The organism is Streptomyces sp. NPDC002328 (assembly GCF_042890065.1).
In the GTDB taxonomy this organism is placed as follows: Bacteria; Actinomycetota; Actinomycetes; order Streptomycetales; family Streptomycetaceae; genus Streptomyces.
On sequence record NZ_JBIARQ010000005.1, the window covers coordinates 490,875 to 508,756 of the forward strand.

Sequence of the window (17,882 nt, forward strand, 5' to 3'; positions counted from 1 at the left end):
GCCCGTCCGCACCCTCGGCGAACGTCTGGTTTACCGCTTGACCTTCCGGGTGGCCCGCAGCCACTCCTTGTTCATCCCGGTGATGGAAACGAGCGGAATCCCCTTGGGACAAGCCACCGCGCACTCGCCGGCGAGCGTGCAGCCGCCGAACCCCTCCTCGTCCATCTGCGCCACCATGTCCAGCACCCGCGTCTCTCGCTCGGGCGCCCCCTGCGGCAGCACGTTGAGGTGGTTGACCTTGGCGGAGGTGAACAGCATCGCCGCGCCGTTGGGGCACGCCGCCACGCACGCCCCGCAGCCGATGCACTCCGCGTGCTCGAAGGCGAAGTCGGCGTCCGGCTTCGGCACCGGGGTGGCGTGGGCCTCGGGCGCGGAGCCGGTCGGCGCGGTGACGTAGCCGCCGGCCTGGATGATCCGGTCGAAGGCGGAGCGGTCGACGACCAGGTCCTTGATCACGGGGAAGGCCGAGGCCCGCCACGGCTCGACGTCGATCGTGTCGCCGTCACGGAAGGAGCGCATGTGCAGCTGGCAGGTGGTCGTCCGCTCGGGGCCGTGCGCGTCGCCGTTGATGACGAGGGAGCACGCGCCGCAGATGCCCTCGCGGCAGTCGTGGTCGAAGGCGACCGGGTCCTCGCCGCGCAGGATGAGGTCCTCGTTGAGCGTGTCGAGCATCTCCAGGAAGGACATGTCGGGTGAGACGCCGTCCACCTCGTACGTGGACATCGTGCCGTCGGCGTCGGCGTTCTTCTGCCGCCAGACGCGCAGGGTGAGCTTCATGCGTAGCTCCGCTGGGTGGGATGGACGTACTCGAAGACCAGGTCTTCCCTGTGCAGGGTCGGGGCCTCGCCGGTGCCGGCGAACTCCCAGGCCGCCGCGTAGGAGAACTCGTCGTCCCTGCGGGCGGCTTCGCCGTCGGGCGTCTGGGACTCCTCACGGAAGTGGCCGCCGCAGGACTCGGCGCGGTGCAGCGCGTCGAGGCACATCAGCTCGGCGAGTTCGAGGTAGTCGACGACGCGGTTGGCCTTCTCCAGGGACTGGTTGAACTCCTCGCCGCTGCCGGGGACCTTGATGCGCCGCCAGAACTCCTCGCGGATCTGCGGGATGCGTTCGAGGGCCTTGCGCAGTCCGGCGTCGGAGCGGGCCATCCCGCAGAACTCCCACATGAGTTCGCCGACCTCGCGGTGGAAGGAGTCGGGGGTGCGGTCGCCGTCGACGGACAGGAGCAGGTTGAGCCGGTCCTGGGTCTCCGCCAACACCTCCTGAACTACGGGGTGTTCGTCGGTGACCTCGCTCTGGTGCGGGTTGCGTGCGAGGTAGTCGTTGATGGTGGCCGGGAGGACGAAGTAGCCGTCGGCCAGGCCCTGCATGAGGGCGGACGCGCCGAGCCGGTTGGCGCCGTGGTCGGAGAAGTTGGCCTCGCCGATCGCGAACAGGCCCGGGACGGTGGTCTGGAGGTCGTAGTCGACCCACAGGCCGCCCATCGTGTAGTGCACGGCGGGGTAGATGCGCATCGGCACCTGGTACGGATCCTCGTCGGTGATCCGCTGGTACATGTCGAAGAGGTTGCCGTACTTCGCCTCGACGGCCTTGCGCCCCATGCGCCCGATGGCGTCGGCGAAGTCGAGGTAGACGCCCTGTCCGCCGGGGCCCACTCCCCTGCCCTCGTCGCAGACGTTCTTCGCGGCGCGGGAGGCGATGTCGCGCGGGACCAGGTTGCCGAAGGAGGGGTAGATGCGCTCCAGGTAGTAGTCGCGCTCGTCCTCGGGGATCCTGTGCGCCGGGCGGGTGTCGCCCTTGGCCTTGGGCACCCAGATGCGGCCGTCGTTGCGCAGGGACTCGCTCATCAGCGTCAGCTTGGACTGGTGGTCGCCGGTGCGCGGGATGCAGGTGGGGTGGATCTGGGTGAAGCACGGGTTGGCGAAGTACGCACCGCGCCGGTGCGCCCGCCACACGGCGGTGGCGTTGGAGTTCATGGCGTTGGTCGACAGGTAGAAGACGTTCCCGTACCCGCCGCTGGCGAGGACGACGGCGTCCGCGAAGTAGGTGTCGATCCGCCCCGTGATCAGATCCCGGGCCACGATCCCGCGCGCCCGGCCGTCGACGACGATCAGGTCGAGCATCTCGGTGCGCGGATGCATCTCGACGTTCCCGGCGGCGATCTGGCGGGAGAGCGCCTGGTAGGCGCCGAGCAGCAGTTGCTGGCCCGTCTGGCCGCGGGCGTAGAACGTCCGGGAGACCTGGACCCCGCCGAAGGAGCGGGTGTCGAGCAGACCGCCGTACTCGCGGGCGAAGGGCACGCCCTGGGCCACGCACTGGTCGATGATCTCGACGGAGATCTGCGCGAGGCGGTGGACGTTGGACTCGCGGGCCCTGAAGTCTCCGCCCTTGACGGTGTCGTAGAACAGCCGGTGGACGGAGTCGCCGTCGTTGCGGTAGTTCTTCGCCGCGTTGATGCCGCCCTGCGCGGCGATGGAGTGGGCGCGGCGCGGGGAGTCCTGATAGCAGAACTGGACGACGTGGTAGCCCTGTTCGGCGAGGGTCGCGCCGGCGGAGCCGCCCGCGAGGCCGGTGCCCACCACGATCACCGTGTGCTTGCGCCGGTTGGCCGGGTTGACGAGTCTGGCCTCGAACCGGCGCTTGTCCCACCGCTCCTGGACCGGCCCGGTCGGGGCCTTGGCGTCGACGACCGGCTCACCGGTCGGGTAGTCGGCATAGGTGCTCATGTCAGCTCACCACTCCGGTCATGACGGCCACGGGCACGGCGATGAAGCCGGCCGTGAGCAGCAGCGCGAGGACGTCGGCGGTGATCTTCAGCGCGCGGTCGCGGCTGCGGCTGCCGACTCCGAGGGTCTGGGCGGCGCTCCAGAAGCCGTGCCGGACGTGCAGGCCGAGCGCGAGCATCGCCACGATGTAGACGGCGTTCCCGTACCAGGTGGAGAAGGTGTCCACCACGTTCTGGTAGGGGCGGCCCTCCTGGAAGCCGCCCGTGTGCACGGTCCCGGTGGTCAGGTCGAGGATGTGCCACACGATGAACAGGGCGAGGATGATCCCGCCCCAGCGCATGGTGCGGGTCGCGTAGCTCGCCCGGCGCTTCTTGTGCACGTACTTGCTCGGGCGTGCCTTGATGTCACGGCGGCTGAGCTGGTAGGCGGAGACGGCGTGCGCGACGACCGCCACGACCAGCACCACGCGAACGAGCCAGAGCGTCCACTCGTAGTGCATGAACGGCTCGCCGACCGTGCGCAGCCAGTGGGCGTAGTGGTTGAACTCCGTCGCCCCGAAGAAGATCTTCAGGTTGCCGATCATGTGGACGACCAGGTACAGCAGCATGATCATGCCGCTGACGGCCATCACCGTCTTCTTGCCGACGGACGAGTCCCACACGGTACGCGCCATGGACGGCCGTCGGTCCGCCCTCGTTGCCAGAGCCATGTCTCAAGACGCTAGAGCGCGCTCACCCCATCGGTCCAAGACATGGTCCGGCTTGTTTCGATAGGAGCGGCCTATCATGGCGGGATGCAGTTCCAGCAGCTCCAGTACTTCGTGGCGGTCGCCGAGACCCGGCACTTCACCCGGGCCGCCGAGCTCGTCCATGTGGCGCAGCCGTCGTTGTCGCAGCAGATCAGGGCGCTGGAAAGGGAGTTGGGGGCGGATCTGTTCCTGCGGGCGCGGGGCAACATCACGCTCACCGACGCCGGGGAGGCGCTGCTGCCGCTGGCCCGCCGCATCCTCGCGGACACCGAGACGGCGCGGTACGAGGTGCAGGAGCTGGTGCAGCTGCGCAGCGGGCGGGTGCGGCTGGGCGCCACGCCCAGTCTGTGCACGGGTCTGCTGCCGGACGTGCTGCGCGCCTTCCACGACCGCTATCCCGGCATCCGGCTGCTGATCGAGGAGAGCGGATCCCACGACCTGGTGCGTGAGCTGGCGCGGGGCGCGCTCGACCTCGCGCTGGTGGTGCTGCCTCTGCCGTCCCCGTCGCCGGCGCTGACGACGGTGGAGCTGCTGCGGGAGGACCTGGTCGTGGTGTCCTCGCCGGAGGCGCCCAAGCCGGGGGACGGCGGGCGGCGGCCCGTGCGCATCGCCGATCTGGAGGGGGAACGGCTGGTGATGTTCCGGCACGGCTACGACCTGCGTGAACTCACCGTCGCCGCGTGTCGCTCCGCGGGGTTCGAGCCGGATTTCGCCGTGGAGGGCGGGGAGATGGACGCGGTGCTGGGATTCGTGCGGGCGGGGCTGGGGATCGCGGTCGTGCCCCGGATGGTGGCGGCACGATCCGGGCGGGGCCTGAGGGTCACTCCGTTGGCTCGGCCGGGGTTGCATCGGCGGATCGGGTTGGCCCATCGCAGCGATGTGGCTCCGCCTCGGGCGGCTAGGGAGTTGCAGCGGATGTTGCTCGAGCGGTAAGGGGGCTGCCGGGCGGTCGCGCCGTTTTGGGCGGGGGTGGTCTTCGGGGTGCGGGTTCGTTGTGGCTGGGCGCGCAGTTCCCCGCGCCCCTTGGGGGGGTGCAGTCCCGTGGGTCGAATTCGTCAGGGTGTGTTCGGGGGTACCGGGGTGCCCTGGTGGTAGTACATGCGCCAGCCTGTCGTCTCGTCTCGCTTGCGCCAGATCGAGCTGCGGCGGGCCCTGCGGCCGTCGAAGTGCGTCTCGTAGGTGAGGTGGACCAGGTCGGGGGCCAGGAGTACGCCTGTGATCGTCGACGGCTCGTAGTGGGGGCCCGTCGCCGCGCTGCCCGGGTGGTCGGGCAGCTCGGTGACCATCTCGTCGTACGTGTAGCGGCGGCCGGAGGAGCCGACCTCGATGAACTCGGGGTCGAGGAGGCGGACGGTGGCGGCGCGGGAGGCGCGGACGGCGGGGTCCATCAGGGCGAGTTCGCCCCGGATGGCCTCCCTGATCGCCTCGTCCGGCTCGTCCGCCTCTTCCGTCCTGTCTGCCACGGTCGTCTCTTCCGGCATCCGGTTCATCCTGTCGCGTCCACCAAGGTCAGTTCGTGCAGGCGGTCCGGGGGGCCGGGGCGGGCGTAGTACCAGCCCTGGGCCGTGTCGCAGCCGAGTATGCGCAGCTGGTCGGCCTGGGCGCCGGTCTCCACGCCCTCGACCGTGACCGCGAGGTCCAGGCTGTGGGCCAGGGAGACGATCCCCTCGACGATCTTGAGGTCGACGGGGTCGGCCGGGAACTGCTGCATGCTCTGGGTGAAGGAGCGGTCCAGCTTGAGGACGCTCACCGGCAGCCGGCGCAGGTTGGCCAGGTTGGAGTAGCCGGTGCCGAAGTCGTCCAGGGCGATGTCGACGCCCATCTCGGCGAGCCGGCGCAGCGGCTTGAGCAGATCGTCGTCGGCGCCGATCAGGGCCGACTCGGTGACCTCCAGGCAGAGCGCCTGCGGCTCGACGCCCGCGCGTTCCAGGATGTCGACGGTCTCCTGCACCAGCCCCGGATGGGTGAGCTGGCACGGAGAGAGGTTGACGTTGACCCGGAGCGGGCCCGTCCGGCCGTCGCGCTCCCGCCAGTCGCGGGCCTGCCGCACCGACTGCTCCAGCACCCAGCGGCCGAGCGGCACGATCAGCCCCGTGTGCTCGGCGAGCGGGATGAAGCGGTCGGGGCCGAGAACGCCGTGCTGCGGGTGCAGCCAGCGCACCAGGGCCTCCGCGCCGCGCACGCTGCCGTCGCCGAGGTGGACCAGCGGCTGGTACTCGATGAAGAACTCGCCCCGCTCCAGCGCGGCCGGCAGCGCGGTGGTCAGCCCGTGCCGGGTGATGGCGCGGGCGTCGGCCTCGGGGTCGGCCAGCTCGAAGCGGTTGCCGCCCGCCGACTTGGCCCGGTACATCGTGATGTCGGCGCTGCGCAGCACCTCCGCCGGGCTGCGCTCGGCCGCCGGGCCCTCCACGATGCCGATGCTGCCGCGCACGGTCAGCTCACGGCCGTCGATGCGCACGGGCGCGAGCAACGCGTTCTGGATGCGCGCGGCGAGGTCGTCGACCTCGCGGCGGGTGTCGGGGCCGGTGGTCAGCGCCACGAACTCGTCGCCGCCGAGCCGGGCGACCATCTCCCCCGGCGCGGTCGCGCAGCCCTGGAGGCGGTCGGCGACCTCGACGAGCAGCCGGTCCCCGGCCGCGTGGCCGAGGCTGTCGTTGATGGTCTTGAAGCCGTCCAGATCCAGGTAGCACAGGCCGAAGCGCTGGTCCCCGCCGGCGGCGAGCACCTTCTCCAGGCGCTCGAAGAAGAGGGTGCGGTTGGGCAGCCCGGTGAGGGCGTCGTGGGTGGCCTCGTAGCGCAGCCGCAGATTGAGCAGCCGGCGCTCGGTGGTGTCCTCCATCAGCGCCAGCTGGTACTGCGGCTCACCGTCCGCGTCCCGGAGCAGGGAGACCGTCAGATTGGTCCACAGGGCCGTTCCGTCGGGGCGGTAGAACGCCTTCTCCACGTGGTAGTGCTCGCGTTCGCCGCGCACCAGCTCCTCGTAGAGCCGCCACACCTGCGGGGCGTCCTCCGCGTGCGTCCACGCCCGCACGTTGCGGCCGCGCACCGCCTGCTCGCCGCCGCCGAACATGCGCAGCATCGCCCCGTTGACCTGGAGGACGTTGCCCTCCAGATCGGCGATGCCGATCCCTATCGCCGCGCCCTCGAAGACGGCGCGGAAGCGGGCCTCGCTGGTGTGCAGCGCCTGCGCCACCACGCCCTGCGCCCGCAACGCGGCCTGGGCGATGGCCTCCTGCTCGGCCAGCGTCCGCTCGCGCAGCGCCTGCGCGAAGCCGGCCGCCATGGCGTGCTGTAGGCGGGAGCAGCGGGCCCGCAGGTCCTCCGGGGAGCCGTCCTCGCCGCAGTACAGCACCAGGTAGGCGTCGACGCAGTCCAGGCTGTGGCTGAGCGCGTCCGGGTCGGTGCAGTGCACGTCGACGAGCGCGGCCCCGACCTGCCTGGGGGCGCCGGCGTCGAAGGTCCTGGCCAGCAGGGCCTCGCTCAGCCGTCGGGCCAGCGGCAGCAGCTGCTCCTCGAACTCCGGCCGGGTCAGCGACGTGGACGTCACCGGGAACACGGCCCGGCTCCAGATCGTCGCGAACCGCCGCAGTCTGTCCTCCGGTCCGTCCGGCTCGGCGATCACGAGGTGCGTCCCACGCCGGCGAACCCGGAGAAGGCGTACGGATCCTCGTCCTCCGGTGCTGTCTCCGGCCGCCAGAGCGGCATCGGCACCAGTCCCGGTTCCACCATGTCGTACCCCTCGAAGAACCGCGCGATCTCGTCACGCGAGCGCATGATCAGCGGGTTGCGGATGTCCTTGTACACGTCCACCGCGCCCTCGGCCCGCTGCTGCGGCAGCGGGATCCCCTCGTACGAGGCGTGCGTGAGGACGAGCAGGCTGCCGGGCGCGAGCGCGCGGGCCAGCTCGGCCACCGCCGCGTACGGGTCGTCCTCGTCCTCCACGAAGTGCAGTATGGCAACGAGCAGCAGCGCCACCGGCCGCTCCAGGTCGAGGAGTTGCTCCACCTGCGGGCTGGCCAGGATCTCCCGCGGCTTGCGCAGGTCGGCGGCGACGACGCCCGTGTCCGCGTCGCCCTCCAGGACGGCCTGACTGTGCGCGACGGCGACCGGATCGTGGTCCACGTAGACGACGCGGGCTCCGGGGGCGGCGGCCCGGGCCACCTCGTGGACGTTGCCGAAGGTCGGTATGCCCGAACCGACGTCCAGGAACTGGGTGATGCCCTCGCCGGCCGCGTACCGCACCGCGCGGCGCAGGAACGCCCGGTTCGCCTGCATGATCTTCGGCAGGCCCGGCATGAACTCCATGGCCCTGCGGGCCGCCTGCCGGTCGACCTCGAAGTTGTGCGAACCGCCCAGGTAGTAGTCGTAGATCCGCGAGACACTGGGCACGGAGACGTCGATGCTCCGTGGGGCCCAGGCGGGACGATCCATCTGACTCTCCAAGGCGTAGGCGATCCGGCTCGGGCTGTCCGGCTCGGGCGAGCCGGACCGGGCGTTCCGGCGTAGGCGATCCGGTGTTCGAGCAGAGGCTACTGATCGCCTGCCAAACGGGCGAGCGGAACCGGAAATTGACCGTCCGTTCCCGGTCACTGCCTGCGGCACGTGCCGAATCGGCGCCCCTGTCGGAGCCCGTGGAAAAGTACCCGAAGCGCGGCGGGCGCGACAGCACAATGGTCCGCCCCCTCCGTGCGGCGCGGAGGGGGCGGACCGGGGGCCGGACGTGCCGTCGCAGTATGCGGGGATCAGCCCTGGGGAGGTGATCTCTACTGCTTGGGCGCGCCGACCAGCTTTCCGTCGGGGGCCACGGCGTACCACGTGCCGCCGACGCCCTGACCGTTGATGTCGCCCGGCGCCTTGTCACCGGAGAAGGTGTAGATCGGCGAGCAGTTGACCGTCATCTGCTTGGTGCCGTCGCCGCGGGTGAAGCTCATCAGGCCCTTCTTCTGGACGCCCTCGGTGTCGTTGGTGGCGACCGGGGCGACGACGGGCCACTTCTCCAGGCAGGCGCCGTTGCAGTTCGAGACCGGCTCGGGCCAGGCCTTGTCCTTCAGGAAGCGGTAGACCGTCATGCCGTTCTTGTCGACGACGATGTCACCGAGGTTGGGGTCCTTGCGGACGGACAGGCCCGGCAGCGCGGAATCGGCCTTGGCCTTCTTGCCGTCGGGGGCCAGCGCGAACCACTTGCCGCCCACGCCCTGGCCGTTGACGTCACCGGAGTTGGCGTCCTTGGCGTAGCGGTAGACCGGCCAGCCGTCCACGGTCAGCTGCTTGCTGCCGTCGGAGCGGGTGACCTCGCCGAGCAGCGACTTGTCGATGCCGTCGCCGGCGGTCGCGTCGTCGGCGGGCACCGGCGGCCAGGCCTTCGCGCAGTCGCCGTCACAGTTCGACTTCGGCGGCTCGGCCAGGTCGGCGTCGAAGCGGTAGAGAGTCTTGCCGTCGCCGTCGATCAGCACCTTGCCGAGCTCGGCGTTGGCGGAGACGGCCAGTTCACCGGCCGAGCCCTGGGTGCCGGCGCCGTTCCCGGTGTTGGTACCGGTTCCCGCGCCGACGCCGCCGCCGACCGCCGGGGTGCTGGCGCTCGGGCTGACGCCCGTGCCGACACCGCCGATACCGGCCCCGACGCCCGCGATACCGCCCGCCGGTGCCGTGACGCCCACGTTCTGACTCGACGCCGACGTGCCGCTTTCCTGGCCGCACGCCGTCGTCAGCGCCAGCACGGACACGGCGCTCGCCACGAGTGAGGCGCTCCGCCAGGAGGTCTTCATCGTCAACAACTCCCCGATCATCACAAGGGTGTTGCAGCGCCCTGCTGCGCCGCCGCACGGCCATGAGTACGCATGTCGGTGGGTGTTGTGTTCAAACGCGGCACAAAATTCTTTTCGCCACCTGTGACGGGGCCCCTTCAAGCCACCCCCGGGCGGCACATTTCGCACGCATGTACGACAAGCCGGACGGGCGAGCGCCCTCGGCGGATCCGCGGGGAGCGGGGCTTCCCCCGTTCGGGGCAATCACCTCCGCCCGCGGGCGTGCACCCGTGCGGAAGGCCTCATGATCTCCGTCGTGCATGGACCCGAAACGACCCGCTCCGCCCGTGCCGCGGGGGCCGCACGGACTGCCAGGGCCCTGGCCCTGGTGACCGCGGCCTGGATCCTCGTGGGCGCGCCGGCCGGGACGGCCGTGGCCGACGCCTGCGCCTACGCCTCGACGGGCCCGGACGGCGCCGGGGCGGTGGCGGTCGCGGGCTCCGGAGCGGTGGCCGTCGCGGGCAGCCCCCCGTGGCCGGTTCCGCCCGCGTGCCCGACACCCCCGCCACCGCCGAAGCCCGAACCCCCGCCACCGCCTCCCCCGGAGCCGCCGCCCCCGCCCGCACCGGAGCCGCCGCCCCCGCCGAAACCCAAGCCGACGCCGAAGCCGACGCCCCCGAAACCGCCGCCACCGCCGAAGCCGGCCCCTCCGCCGAAGGCCCGGCCGACACCTCCGCCCGCACCACCACCACCCGCACCCGCACCGCCCGCGCCTCCCGCGCCGACTCCCCCGCCCCCGCCGCCGGCCCCCACCCCGAAGCCCAAGCCACCGGCCCCCGCCCCGAAGCCCCCGCCGAAGCCCACCCCCCGCCCCTCCATCACCCCCGTGAACTACCCGGCGTACCACGCCCCGGCGCGCCAGCGGCCCACCCGCGGCGGCAAGTCGCCGGTCACCTATCTGCTGCTCGTCACCGTGCCCGCGCTGATCGCCGTCGCCGCCCTGCGGCCCCGCTGACGCCCCTCCAGGAGGCTTCTCTTGCCGGAATGGCTTGTTCTCACCCTCGCGATGCTCGCCGCCTGCGCGGTGGTGGTCGTCATCACCCTCGTCCGGCACCGCAGGGCGGCCGAGGACGAGGATCCCTCCGAGACCCCGGACGTCATCGAGTACATGACGATGTGGATCGGCGTGGTCTACGCCATCGTCCTGGGTCTGGCCATCGCGGGCGTCTGGGAGGCCCGCAGCGCCGCCCAGGACCAGGTGCAGGCGGAGGCGCAGGCGCTGCACGAGATCTCGGAGCGGGTCCGGGTGTACCCGGCCGAAGTCCGTGACCGGATTCGGGAGGATGTCAACTCCTATGTCGGACACGTCGTCACCACCGAGTGGCGGACGATGGCCGACGAGGGCCGGATGAGCGAGCGCGGCGACACGCTGCTGCGGCAGGTCCGCGTGGACCTCACCGACTACCGGCCCGCGTCGGACTTCGAGGCGCAGGCCTACCAGCCGCTCCTCGACCAGATGGCCGCCGCGGACCAGGCGCGCAACATCCGCGCGGACTCCACCGGGCCGACGATGCCGGGCGTGGTGTGGTTCGGGCTCATCGCCGGCGGCGTGATCACCATCGGCATGGTCTTCGCACTACAGATCCGGCGCACCGCCCGGGAACTGGTCCTGGCCGGGCTGTTCTCCGCGCTGATCGCCTTTCTGCTCTTCCTGATCTGGGACTTCGACGCCCCCTACAGCCGGGGCGTGACCGCCTCGGCCGAGCCCTTCCTGTATCTCTTCCCGGACGCCCAGGGCTGACCAGGCCGACCGGGCCGACCGGCTGACGTCCGGCCGGGGACGGCCGGGGACGGCCGGGGACGGCCGGGGACGGCCGGGGACGGCCGGGGACGGCCGGGGACGGCCGGGGACGGCCGGGGACGGCCGCGGGCTCCGCGCCGCCGCCGTCCCCGGCCGGGGTAACGCGCGGGCCTCAGGCGCGGCGCTCGGCCCGGCGGCGCATCCAGAACAGTCCGCCGCCGACGACGGCCGCGGCGACCAGCCCGCCGCCGATCGCCACGTCGGTCGGGGTCGCCCCGTTGGAGGTGCTGCCGCCGATGCCGCCGCGGACGCCGCCGATGACGGTGAAGGCGGCCGGATTGGTCAGGGTGCGTCCGTTGCAGTTGACGGTGATGCCGTGCGTGCCGGGGCCCGCGTTCGGGTTGACGGTCGCGATCCCCTTGGCCGTGCCCCGGGCCCCGCTGATCGGCGTGAGGTTGGCGGTCCGGAAGGCGCTGGAGCTCATGGTTCCGCCGCTGGGGCAGCCGTCGACGGTGACGGTCAGCTGGCCGCCGCGGGCGATGACACTGGGCAGGGCGACGATGTTGCTCGGGCTGATGGGCATGCCGTCCCGCGCGACGGCCGCGGGGGCGGCCATCGAGAGGGCGGCGGCCGCGGCGGCCGAGACCGCCGAGGCCCGCAGAAGACGAGTCGTACGCATGTGCTCCTCCGCGGAAGGCGCCCCGGGGCCCGTCCCCGGTCTGTCGGCGAGAGAACGCCTCCCGAATAGACCCTCAGATGCCGTGCGGACACCCGCATTTCGGGAATGGTCCGTCCTGGTGAGAGGACACGCCGAGGGAAAAGCACACAATCGGATATCGCCGCAGGTCACGGACCGTCAGAAAATTCCTCTCCGCGGCAACTCGGATGGCGCACCGGGGAAGAGGGACGCCACCCGTTCGCTTTCGCCCCGTCGCCGGTTTCCCGAGCGGCATTTAGCGTTCCGGTATGCGCGTTCTCGTATGCGCGAAAGGACGTGGCGACGGCCGCGTCGAAAGGGGATGGCGAATGTACGGGTACGAGCTGTCCGAGATGGCGGAAGAGGAGGAGCGGCCGCCCAAGAAGCGTGCCCCGTGGGGCGTGATAGCGCTGGTGCTGCTGACCGGCCTCGCGCTCATCCGGAACGGTTCGGGGGAGTTCGACGCCGGCCCGCCGCAGCCCGCGTCGGCGGCGGCCGCGGAGGGCAGCGCCCAGGGCGCCTACGGTCTCGCTCCCCAGGCGCTGCCGTACGCCGAGCCCGACCGGGTGCGGATCCCGGCCATCAGCGTCGACGCCCCGGTGATGCCGGTCGGACTGGACCAGGACGGCTGGGTCGGCGCGCCGCCGCCCGAGGACCCGAACCTGGCCGGCTGGTTCACCGGCGCCGTCTCGCCGGGCGAGAAGGGGACCGCGGTGGTCGTCGGCCATGTCGACAACCAGCACGGCCCGGCCGTCTTCTACGGGCTCGGCGCGCTGAAGCAGGGCAATCGCGTGGAGATTCCGCGGCGGGACGGCAGGACCGCGGTGTTCGAGATCTACGGCGTCGAGGTGTTCGAGAAGAACAATTTCCCCGGCGACCGGGTGTACGCGTCCAAGGGTTCTCCGGAACTGCGGGTGATCACCTGCGGCGGCGGTTTCTCCAAGGCGAACGGCTACGAAGGGAACGTGGTCGCCTTCGCCCGCCTGGTCGAGGTCCGCTGAGCGGTCCCCGGCCGGGCGGGCGGGGCCCGTCCCGCTAGGCGTGGGGGCGGCGGGGCACGGAGAGGTGGTAGCCGTCGTCCTGGAGGCGCGGGAGGTAGGTGCGCAGGGCGCGGACACTGGCGGTGCGGTCGCCCCCGGCGTCGTGCGAGAGGACCACGACGCCGGAGGCGGCGCCGTCCTCGACCCGGTCCACGATGGTGCGGGCGCCGGGGCCCGCCCAGTCGAGGGTGTCGAGCGTCCAGGCGAGGGGTTCCATGCCGAGTTCGGCGCCGAGCTGGAAGGCGGCGCGGTTCCAGGCGCCGTAGGGGGCGCGGAACCAGCGGGGGCGTCGGCCGTAGGCGTCCTCGATGACGTCGCAGGTGCGGGACATCTCGGAGTGGATGCGGCGGCGGCCGAGCCGGGTGAGGAGGGGGTGGGACCAGGTGTGGTTGCCGACGACGTGGCCCTCGTCGGCCATCCTGGCCAGCAGGCCGGGGTGCTGGGCGGCCATCTCCCCGCACACGAAGAACATGGCGGGGACCTCGTACTCGGCGAGGGTGTCGAGGATGTCGGGGGTGTAGCGGGGGTCGGGGCCGTCGTCGAAGGTCAGCACCATGGTCCGGCCGCGGCCGGGGACGCTCAGCAGCGGTGTGCTCCGCACGGGCGGGCGGCGGGGCCCGGTGCTCGGCGGGCCGTAGCCGGTGAGCGGCTGGAGACGGTGGGCGGAGGGCTTCGCCGGCGGGCGGCGGGCGGGGGCTCCGCCGACGGGAGCGGTCGGACGGACCGGCTCGTCGCCGGCTCCCCCCGTGAACAGTCCGGCCGCGCCGGCCACCCCGACGGCGGCGAACCCGGCGACCAGCAGCCGGCGCCGCGTGAACAACTGATCCTTCTGCATGCCCCATCAGTCGCCCGCCCGCCTCCCGCCCCACCCCGACGACACCGCCCCACCCCCGAATTTCCACCCGCCCGGCCCAACCCGGACCCACCCGAGACCCACGGTGGCCCACGGCAGCCCACGGAGGGGCGGGGAGGGGGTTTCGGTAGCCTCGGGGGGTGACGGAGCAGCGGGAGCAGGGGTTCGAGCGGGGTACGGACGGGCCGAAGGTGATCGTGGTGGGGGTGGACGGCTCCGACTCGTCGCTGCGGGCCGCCGCCTACGCCGGGGGGCTGGCCCGGCGTCAGCACGCGCTGCTCGCCGTCGTGTACGTGCAGCCGGTGACGGCGGCGGGCGCGGTGCTCGGGGCGCCGGTCGCGGAGGTCACCGAGGAGATCGCCGAGGATCTCGTGGCGCAGATCAGGGAGGCCGCCGAGCGGCACCGGGGGACGTTCGAGGTGCGCTGGGAGTTCCACACGTTCCGCGGCGACCCCTACTCCGGCCTGGTGCGGGCCGCGGACGAGCTGAAGGCCGACGCGGTGGTGGTGGGCGCCTCCGAGCAGGCCGGCCACCGGCTCGTGGGGTCGGTGGCGGTGCGACTGGTGAAGGCGGGGCGCTGGCCGGTGACGGTGGTGCCGTGACGGGGTGGACGGCGGGGGCAGGCGGTGGCGGTGGGGGCAGGGGCGGTGGGGGGCGCTGACCCGTCGTCAGTCCGTCGTCAGGCCGTTCTTGGCCGCGCCCCTGCTGAGGACGACGTCCCGGATGCGGTCGCGGACGCCGCGGACGTCGGCGCCCTGGACGAGGGCCCGGTCGAGGTCCACGACGCGGCCGGCGTCGATGTCGAACTGGAGCGGGTAGAACGCGGCCTTGGTCACCTCCCAGCGACCGCCGGGCCGGGCGGGCTTGGTGAAGGTGAAGCGGGCCAGGCTGGACAGGTTGCCGCGCGGGTCCGGGACGCCGTCGCGGAACATCTCGCCGGCGATCTGGTCCCCCATGCCGTACACGACCCAGGTGCCGTTGACCTTCTCGTAGGGCTGCGGGACGTGGGCGTGGGTGCCGAGGATGAGGTCGATGTCGGGGCGGCCGTCGGTGCGGGAGGCGGTGAGGGCCCGGGCGAGGGCGGTCTGCTGCTGGTCCGGCGCGTTCTGCCACTCGGTGCCCCAGTGCAGGGAGACGACGACCACGTCGGCGCCGGCCCGCCGTGCGGCCTTGGCGTCGGCGATGATCCGGTTCTCGTCGGTGCGGCCGACGATCCAGGGCCGGTCCGGCGGGACGGGGGTGCCGCCCGTGTCGTGGGTGTAGGCGAGGTGGGCGACCTGCGCGGGCCCGGCGCGCAGGAAGGTGATCCCGTTGCCCTCGGCCTCGTTGCGGGCGGTGCCGGCGTGCCGTACACCGACGCCGTCGAGGGCGTCCAGGGTGCGGCGGACGCCGTCGGCGCCGTCGTCGAGGCTGTGTTCGGAGGCGGTGGAGCAGCCGTCGTAGCCGGTGGCGGCGAGGGCGTCGGCGATCTCGGGCGGGGACCTGAACACGGGGTGGCCGGAGTACGCGCCGTTCGCGCCGTACACGGTCTCCATGTGGCACAGCGCCAGGTCCGCTCCGGAGACGAGGGCGCGGACGCCCTCGAACATCGGCCGGAAGTCGTAGCCGCTCCCGCCGGAGTCGGCGCGGGCCCGCTCGATGACCGAGGTGTGCGGGATGACGTCCCCGGAGGCGACGAGGGTGAAGGCGCGGGCGGCGGAGGGGGCCGGCTGTCCTGACCGTGCGGCAGGCCCGTCGTCCTCGGCCTGGCAGGCGGCCGCCGCCGTGAGGACTCCTGTCAGGAGGAGCGCCACGAGATGTCTGCGGGCGATCACCGGTTCACCCCGTTTCCCATGATTCGTCATATGTGAGCACGTATTACTAGTAATTCATGTACGGGATGCGTAGGGTCCGGCACTCCCGGCGTCCGCCGCGATGCGCGCGATCGGCGTAGCCCGGACCGTTCGTCGAACCGTTCGTCGACGCGATCGACCGTCCGTCGCAGATCCGTGCGCGCGGCCTGTCCCTTCCGGCCGCCCTGCGGTGCCATACGCGCATGACGGCCGGAACGACCCTCACCGCCAGGACGACGACCGCCGAGCACGAGCTGGCCGCGCTCCAGCGCGAGCACGGCAGGCCGCTCTTCGCGCTGCTGCTGAGGCTGTGCGACGGCGACCGCCAGCGCGCCGAGGACCTCGTCCAGGAGACGCTGGTGCGCGCCTGGCAGCACCCCGAGGCCCTGCGCGCCGACGCCTTCGACTCCGTGCGGCCCTGGCTGCTCACCGTCGGCCGGCGGCTCGCGATCGACGCACGGCGGGCCCGGCAGGCCCGGCCGGCCGAGGTCGGGGACGCGGTGCTGGAGAACGCGCCGGTGTGCGCCGACCACGCCGAGCGGGCCGCCGCCGCCCTCGACGTGCGCGAGGCTGTGAAGACACTCACTCCGGAGCATCGTGAAGTACTGGTGCTGGTGTACTTCCATGGGGCCAGTGTGGCGGAGGCCGCCGAAGCCCTCGGCATCCCGCCCGGTACCGTGAAGTCCCGCGCGTACTACGCGCTGCGCGCCCTGCGCCGGGTGCTTCCGGGATACGCGGCCGACCTGCGCTGAAACGCAAAGGCGGGTCAAGCCTCCGTAAAGCGCCTTGCCGAGGACCCCGGTTGAGTAATCGGGTGTCCTTATCCGTGTTCCGGATGGGGCCCTCGTCGCCCCGCACCCCGGCATCGGGTGACGCGCTCGCACCGGAGGAAGGCAGGAAGGGATGCAGCACAGAGGTCATCAGAGCACGGACGGCGCCGACGGCGAACTCACCGTCCCCATGGCCTGGTTGTACGCCGAGTACATCGCCGACGAACTGCTGCGGACCGGCGATCTGATGCCGCCGACGTCCTTCGAGTTCCGTGCCGGGCGCGACGCCCTGGCGCTGACCGTCTTCCTGTCCGACACCGACGGCGAACTCTCCGGCATCCGCGTCGTCACGCAGCTGGAGACCTGGCTCTCCCTGACCGCGTACGACCAGCCCTGGCAGGACTGGGTGGCCGAGCGGATGGCCCAACTCGCCGCCGAGGCAGCCGAGTCGGGCGGTCCCGCACCCGATCTCGAACTCGCGGCGGCGGCCTGGCGCTGGCTGGAGGAGACCGAGCTGCTCGCCCCCGATCTCAACGCGGTCCCGGGCGGCGCTCCGGGCGTCGGCGAGGACGAGGGACCCAAAGTCTGGACCCCCGCCTGGCAGCTCGGACTCCCCCTCGGGCACCTCGCCATCCATCTTTTTTAGATTCCGACCAATCCGGGGGCCCGACCGCTCCGAACGTCTCGGTCACGATTTGGTACGGGCCTTGAGTGATTCGGCTGTCGGGTGCGTACCGGTGGGAGCAAGGAGTAACCCCACTGGCACTCAACGGCACGAGGTTTCGGCATGAGGTCCCTGGAGAGGCATCGCGACGTCGCCGCGTACGCGCTCGGCGTGCTGGACGAGGCGGAGTCCTTCCGTTTCGAGGACCACCTCATGGAGTGTCCTCAATGCGCGGCTCAGGTAACCGAGTTCGGCCCCACCACCCGGCAGTTGATGCTGTACCGGCGGGCGACGCCCCGCACGGTGCACCCCTTCGCCGGGCCGGGGCCCAGGATGCTCGACAAGCTCCTGGGCGAGGTGGCCGCCCGGCACCGGGCCTTCCGGCGCCGGCTGCTGTTCGCCGTCGCCGCGTCGGTGGTGGTCGCGCTCGCCGCGCCCGCGCTGGCCATGATGGCGGGAGGCGGCGGCGACGACACCGTACGGGTGACGGCCACCGACGAGAAGACCGGCGTGTGGGCCGAGGTCACCATCGAGGACGAGGCTTACGGCAGCCACGTCGAGCTGAAGGTCAAGGACGCGGCCGGCCCGCGCGCCTGCCACCTGATCGCCGTCGGCCACGACGGCACGGAGGAGACCATCACCAGCTGGAACGTGCCCCGGCAGGACGCCCGCCCCAACACGATGCAGGGCGGCGGGGCCCGGCACCCCGAAGAGGTCGCCTGGTACGAGGTGCGCACGATGTCCGGCGAGCCGCTGGTCAGGCTGGACCCCAGCTAGGGTGCTTCGCGGCCGTGGCCGGGGTGACCGGCCGTAGCCGGGGTGATTTGCGGCCGTCCGGGTGACGGCGGAGACTGGAGTGAAGGACGTGGAGCCGTCCGACGCCGTGCGGCCACCGGCGGTCCGGCTTCGCGCCCCCCCCGTTATGTTTTCCGCGGTCCTGCAAGAGGGCCGCTGGCCTCCGGGCCCGGCATGACTGTGTCCCCCTGTCGAACGGATGACCTGGGGGGTGG

Annotated in this window: 18 protein-coding genes; 8 read left to right on the top strand and 10 right to left on the bottom strand. The window is 72.1% G+C overall.

The genetic code is table 11. The features are described from left to right. Positions 1 to 30: 30 nt before the first annotated feature. Genes ACFYX4_RS17225 through ACFYX4_RS17235 form a run of 3 tightly spaced genes read right to left on the bottom strand, consistent with a single transcriptional unit; the run spans position 31 to position 3,396 of the window. Complete coding sequence (locus tag ACFYX4_RS17225; RefSeq protein ID WP_389332941.1) at positions 31 to 777, bottom strand: succinate dehydrogenase/fumarate reductase iron-sulfur subunit; 747 nt, start codon at positions 775 to 777, stop codon at positions 31 to 33. Then, positions 774 to 2,723 (bottom strand): fumarate reductase/succinate dehydrogenase flavoprotein subunit, encoded by a 1,950-nt coding sequence (locus tag ACFYX4_RS17230; RefSeq protein ID WP_389332944.1) that lies wholly within the window; start codon positions 2,721 to 2,723, stop codon positions 774 to 776. Before ACFYX4_RS17230 ends, ACFYX4_RS17225 begins: the two co-directional genes overlap by 4 nt. Before the next feature lies 1 nt (position 2,724). Next, entirely contained in the window at positions 2,725 to 3,396 is a 672-nt protein-coding gene (locus ACFYX4_RS17235; protein WP_389333050.1) for a succinate dehydrogenase, read from the bottom strand. A gap of 120 nt (positions 3,397 to 3,516) precedes the next feature. Here ACFYX4_RS17235 and ACFYX4_RS17240 point away from each other — a divergent pair, with 120 nt between their 5' ends. Then, complete coding sequence (locus tag ACFYX4_RS17240; protein ID WP_389332947.1) at positions 3,517 to 4,404, top strand: LysR family transcriptional regulator; 888 nt, start codon at positions 3,517 to 3,519, stop codon at positions 4,402 to 4,404. A gap of 122 nt (positions 4,405 to 4,526) precedes the next feature. Here ACFYX4_RS17240 and ACFYX4_RS17245 read toward each other — a convergent pair whose 3' ends face one another. The 4 genes from ACFYX4_RS17245 to ACFYX4_RS17260 form a co-directional block, all read right to left on the bottom strand. Then, on the bottom strand, positions 4,527 to 4,859 hold the full coding sequence (locus ACFYX4_RS17245) for a DUF4440 domain-containing protein (protein ID WP_389333053.1): 333 nt from the start codon (positions 4,857 to 4,859) through the stop codon (positions 4,527 to 4,529). Positions 4,860 to 4,957: 98 nt separating this feature from the next. Then, positions 4,958 to 7,093 carry a putative bifunctional diguanylate cyclase/phosphodiesterase gene (locus ACFYX4_RS17250; protein WP_389332950.1) on the bottom strand — a complete coding sequence of 712 codons (2,136 nt, stop codon included), beginning with the start codon at positions 7,091 to 7,093 and terminating at the stop codon, positions 4,958 to 4,960. Continuing rightward, positions 7,090 to 7,902 (bottom strand): SAM-dependent methyltransferase, encoded by an 813-nt coding sequence (locus tag ACFYX4_RS17255; protein ID WP_389332953.1) that lies wholly within the window; start codon positions 7,900 to 7,902, stop codon positions 7,090 to 7,092. The genes ACFYX4_RS17250 and ACFYX4_RS17255 overlap by 4 nt, the downstream gene beginning before the upstream one ends. Positions 7,903 to 8,234: 332 nt before the next feature. Continuing rightward, positions 8,235 to 9,236 carry an SCO0930 family lipoprotein gene (locus ACFYX4_RS17260; protein WP_389332956.1) on the bottom strand — a complete coding sequence of 334 codons (1,002 nt, stop codon included), beginning with the start codon at positions 9,234 to 9,236 and terminating at the stop codon, positions 8,235 to 8,237. 865 nt (positions 9,237 to 10,101) lie between these two features. On the opposite strand from ACFYX4_RS17260, the gene ACFYX4_RS17265 reads away from it, so the two are divergent. Together ACFYX4_RS17265 and ACFYX4_RS17270 are read left to right on the top strand one after the other, a co-directional pair. Beyond that, positions 10,102 to 10,230, top strand: coding sequence for a hypothetical protein (locus tag ACFYX4_RS17265; RefSeq protein ID WP_389332959.1), 129 nt, complete (start codon positions 10,102 to 10,104; stop codon positions 10,228 to 10,230). 21 nt (positions 10,231 to 10,251) lie between these two features. After that, positions 10,252 to 11,016, top strand: a complete 765-nt coding sequence (locus tag ACFYX4_RS17270; protein ID WP_389332962.1) for a hypothetical protein — start codon at positions 10,252 to 10,254, stop codon at positions 11,014 to 11,016. A 172-nt stretch (positions 11,017 to 11,188) separates the two neighbouring features. Here ACFYX4_RS17270 and ACFYX4_RS17275 read toward each other — a convergent pair whose 3' ends face one another. Next, complete coding sequence (locus tag ACFYX4_RS17275) at positions 11,189 to 11,695, bottom strand: hypothetical protein (protein ID WP_389332965.1); 507 nt, start codon at positions 11,693 to 11,695, stop codon at positions 11,189 to 11,191. A gap of 347 nt (positions 11,696 to 12,042) precedes the next feature. On the opposite strand from ACFYX4_RS17275, the gene ACFYX4_RS17280 reads away from it, so the two are divergent. After that, a complete protein-coding gene (locus ACFYX4_RS17280) occupies positions 12,043 to 12,714 on the top strand; it encodes a class F sortase (protein ID WP_389332968.1) in 672 nt (223 codons plus the stop codon). A gap of 34 nt (positions 12,715 to 12,748) precedes the next feature. Here ACFYX4_RS17280 and ACFYX4_RS17285 read toward each other — a convergent pair whose 3' ends face one another. Next, a complete protein-coding gene (locus ACFYX4_RS17285; RefSeq protein WP_389332971.1) occupies positions 12,749 to 13,588 on the bottom strand; it encodes a polysaccharide deacetylase family protein in 840 nt (279 codons plus the stop codon). Positions 13,589 to 13,746: 158 nt separating this feature from the next. Here ACFYX4_RS17285 and ACFYX4_RS17290 point away from each other — a divergent pair, with 158 nt between their 5' ends. Then, positions 13,747 to 14,208 (top strand): universal stress protein, encoded by a 462-nt coding sequence (locus ACFYX4_RS17290; protein WP_389332974.1) that lies wholly within the window; start codon positions 13,747 to 13,749, stop codon positions 14,206 to 14,208. 66 nt (positions 14,209 to 14,274) lie between these two features. On the opposite strand, the gene ACFYX4_RS17295 is transcribed toward ACFYX4_RS17290, so the two are convergent. Beyond that, positions 14,275 to 15,420, bottom strand: coding sequence for a CapA family protein (locus tag ACFYX4_RS17295; RefSeq protein WP_389332977.1), 1,146 nt, complete (start codon positions 15,418 to 15,420; stop codon positions 14,275 to 14,277). A gap of 221 nt (positions 15,421 to 15,641) precedes the next feature. Here ACFYX4_RS17295 and ACFYX4_RS17300 point away from each other — a divergent pair, with 221 nt between their 5' ends. The 3 genes from ACFYX4_RS17300 (at position 15,642) to ACFYX4_RS17310 (ending at position 17,649) form a co-directional block, all read left to right on the top strand. Then, positions 15,642 to 16,190, top strand: a complete 549-nt coding sequence (locus tag ACFYX4_RS17300; RefSeq protein ID WP_389332980.1) for a sigma-70 family RNA polymerase sigma factor — start codon at positions 15,642 to 15,644, stop codon at positions 16,188 to 16,190. A gap of 151 nt (positions 16,191 to 16,341) precedes the next feature. After that, positions 16,342 to 16,854, top strand: coding sequence for a hypothetical protein (locus ACFYX4_RS17305; RefSeq protein WP_389332983.1), 513 nt, complete (start codon positions 16,342 to 16,344; stop codon positions 16,852 to 16,854). A gap of 141 nt (positions 16,855 to 16,995) precedes the next feature. Beyond that, complete coding sequence (locus tag ACFYX4_RS17310; RefSeq protein WP_389332986.1) at positions 16,996 to 17,649, top strand: zf-HC2 domain-containing protein; 654 nt, start codon at positions 16,996 to 16,998, stop codon at positions 17,647 to 17,649. The last annotated feature ends 233 nt before the right edge of the window (positions 17,650 to 17,882 follow it).